Annotated in this window: 3 protein-coding genes; all 3 read right to left on the bottom strand. The window is 28.9% G+C overall.

All coding sequences use genetic code 11. The features are described from left to right. Nucleotides 1-596 precede the first annotated feature (596 nt). Genes ACFDSN_RS12025 through ACFDSN_RS12015 form a run of 3 tightly spaced genes read right to left on the bottom strand, consistent with a single transcriptional unit; the run spans nt 597 to nt 2,590 of the window. Complete coding sequence (locus ACFDSN_RS12025; RefSeq protein WP_375240098.1) at nt 597-1,220, bottom strand: hypothetical protein; 624 nt, start codon at nt 1,218-1,220, stop codon at nt 597-599. Then, entirely contained in the window at nt 1,210-1,713 is a 504-nt protein-coding gene (locus ACFDSN_RS12020; protein WP_375240097.1) for an RNA polymerase sigma factor, read from the bottom strand. The genes ACFDSN_RS12025 and ACFDSN_RS12020 overlap by 11 nt, the downstream gene beginning before the upstream one ends. Nucleotides 1,714-1,723: 10 nt before the next feature. Then, nucleotides 1,724-2,590, bottom strand: coding sequence for a TraB/GumN family protein (locus ACFDSN_RS12015; RefSeq protein ID WP_375240096.1), 867 nt, complete (start codon nt 2,588-2,590; stop codon nt 1,724-1,726). Between the last annotated feature and the right edge of the window lie 206 nt (nt 2,591-2,796).

Here is a 2,796-nt window from a genome sequence, read left to right as displayed (position 1 = left end):
TATCTGAATATGCTTTCGCCAAATTAGCACCAATTTGACCCATTCCAGAAGAAATAAAAATCGATATCATAACCAATAACAATCCGCTTAAAGGAACGAACCATTTCCAATTCCTATTCCACCAATTTTTGTGTTTAATCAGTTCGTTGCTCATCTAGTTTTATTTTCATTCTTTGATTCCAATTTTAGCTCCTCATGCGACTTTTCTAAAATGGTCGGCAACGGTCTCGCCTATGATTTTGGTGCGGCACAAAATCACAATGAATTATCGCCATTGTGCCTGTTGCACAACTCCTTGTAAATCTAGTTGTTTTTTTATGTTTTTAATAATGTAGAGAAAGAAAAATGATCAAGAAAAGCGTCGAAAATCAATTTGATTGTCTCATTGGGTTTCAAAATAGAATTGCGAAGTATGTTTGTCCAACACCTGTGAAAAAAAGACTTCAGAAGCTCTCCCCCTTCTAGACAATCCCATAAAACCAATTTTCCATCCTTGCTAAAAATAAAAAGCCCCTAAAAAGGAGCTGTTTGTTGTGTTCATGTTCTTTTTTAGGAACTTGTGCAACGGTTACTTTGTTGTAGGTAGTGTTTTACTACTAACAATCAAATTCTTTCAAGATTTTTTCAAGATTTTTAATATGCACACCATACAATTTATTCGACCAACAAACTGTAATGAAATATATAAGTATAGCTATTAATATATATCCAAAAACATATAGAATAAGTGTTGTGTTTGGCATATTTAATAGGATTAAATCATTAAATACTTCCTCATCAATTTTTATGGAACCACGAAATAAGCTTACCATGGCTAATGGAAGTAATAAGCTCCCTGAAATTATTGCGGTTTTATAAACTTCCAAAGTTAGTTTAAGGTCATAAATAAAAGATACGATAGTTGCTTTACTGTTATTGCTTAAATTACTGGTTTTGTTTAAAAACCAACTCATTTTTATTAAATAGCCCAAAGTAATTAAATTAGTAATAAAAATTATAATATAATATGTTGTTTTTGGTAAACGATGCATCTCTATAAAACTTGGCGCAGAAAAAAAGATTACTATACAAATTAGTTGAGTAATAATTTCATCCCTCATGCTTTTTCTAACTTTTTGTATAGGCATATTACTTGTTTTCAAATCTCCTATTTTTTGAGGAATCTGATTGTCATCCATATTATCAGAGTTTATTTTTTGTTTTATTGTTTCAAAATCCATATCCTTGATTTTTTATTATTTCTTTTAATTTATTCTTTGTTCTATTTATTTTTACTCTAACATTAACTTCTGTAATTCCCATGTTTTCGGCTATTTCCTTTCCAGAAAAACCTTCAATAAATTGAAGTATTAATGCTTTTTCAATTTTATTTAACTTTTTAACAGCCTTGTAAAAATGATCTAACTCTTGGTCTTTTTTATCGTTATAATCTTGATAAGCAATTGGCTCAATTTTTAAAGAACTATAACTATCGGACTTTCTTTTTTCCTTTTTAAAAAAAACAATGGCAGTATTTAGAGCTACCCTGTACATCCAAGAAGAAAATTCACTTTTTCCTTTAAATGAAGCTAAAGATTTCCATAATTGTAGAATGATTTCTTGAAATAAATCTTGTTGGTCTTCAAGCTTATCAAAGTATATCCTAGACACTTTATAAATAATGCCTTTATGTTTATTGATGGCTGCTAAAAATTCTTTTTCAGTTAATTGCATATTTATCTACCTAATTAAATACTGGTGTTACAGTGTACCCTATTTGTCTTAAAAGGTGAATTATACCATATTTATTAGTTAAATGAGCCGTTCCAACCGCAAATAAATTACTTCTTTCTTTCATCATTTGAGGCATTTTTTCTACCCAATTCTTATTTCGATTAATTTGCATAAGATTTGTAGCATTTTCGTTCATATAAATGTCTTTAGTAAGTAGATTTACCGCAGTCTTAATATCTTCATTTTTATATGCTGTTATTGCTTCGCTAAAATCTTTTTTATAAGATTCAAATAACAATATTTGTTTTAAAGCAAACTCTGTAGGATAAGCTCGTTTTAACATTTCCATTTGCTCTGAAACCTTTTCTAAACTATAAATAGGCTTTTGTTTCTCTGCTGCTAGAAGCATAAGCTCATTATCTAGTGATTTTATTTCTGTACAGGGTAACATTTTTTGAATCATTATGGCATTTAGAATGGAAAGACCATATGTATCAAAATTTGTTAATGATGTCCCCATTATTTTAGTTACAAATGTATCTAACTCTTCGAATTGTTTTTTAGTTAGCTCTTCAGATATTTTCTTTGGATTTTTCATTGATTCTTGCATTGATTTTATCTCTACTTTGTCAGATAAATTTACTTCTAAAACTAATGCATCAACATTTTGTAGCGTTTGACTAATTTTTTTTGAAATTTCAAAGTCGTCTTTACACATCATATGTAAAGTTCCTAAAACATAAGAAGGTTCTTTTAGTTCCGAATGCTCTATTTTCCACAAAACAGAATTTTCTAATTTTATTTTGTCTTGAGCTTGAGAAAAACTAACAATTAAAGTAAATACTAATACCGCGATAATTGATTTAAGATGACTCATTTTTTTTGTTTTTTTAAATTCGCTAGGTAAGTATTAGAAACAAAAATTTGTTACAAAAAAATGAAAATTGTTTTTTAATGTGTAGAAAGTGATGAGTGCGCTGTTCTGAGTTTACATTACCTACAACGTATTGGTGTATGATCTCGTTGCGTTGTTTAAGCACTAAAGTTAGCAAATAAAACACAGATAGAAAGTCCGCTAGGACT

The sequence above is a fragment of the Aurantibacter sp. genome (genome assembly GCF_042094015.1).
Lineage (GTDB): Bacteria > Bacteroidota > Bacteroidia > Flavobacteriales > Flavobacteriaceae > Aurantibacter.
Note: the sequence above shows the minus strand (reverse complement) of the source record. Positions and strands in the feature narration are given on the sequence as shown.

Coding starts and splice junctions, on each gene's coding strand:
- ACFDSN_RS12025 (WP_375240098.1), bottom strand. CDS start 1,220: ATGGATTTTGAAACAATAAAACAAAAAATAAACTCTGATAATATGGAT.
- ACFDSN_RS12020 (WP_375240097.1), bottom strand. CDS start 1,713: ATGCAATTAACTGAAAAAGAATTTTTAGCAGCCATCAATAAACATAAA.
- ACFDSN_RS12015 (WP_375240096.1), bottom strand. CDS start 2,590: ATGAGTCATCTTAAATCAATTATCGCGGTATTAGTATTTACTTTAATT.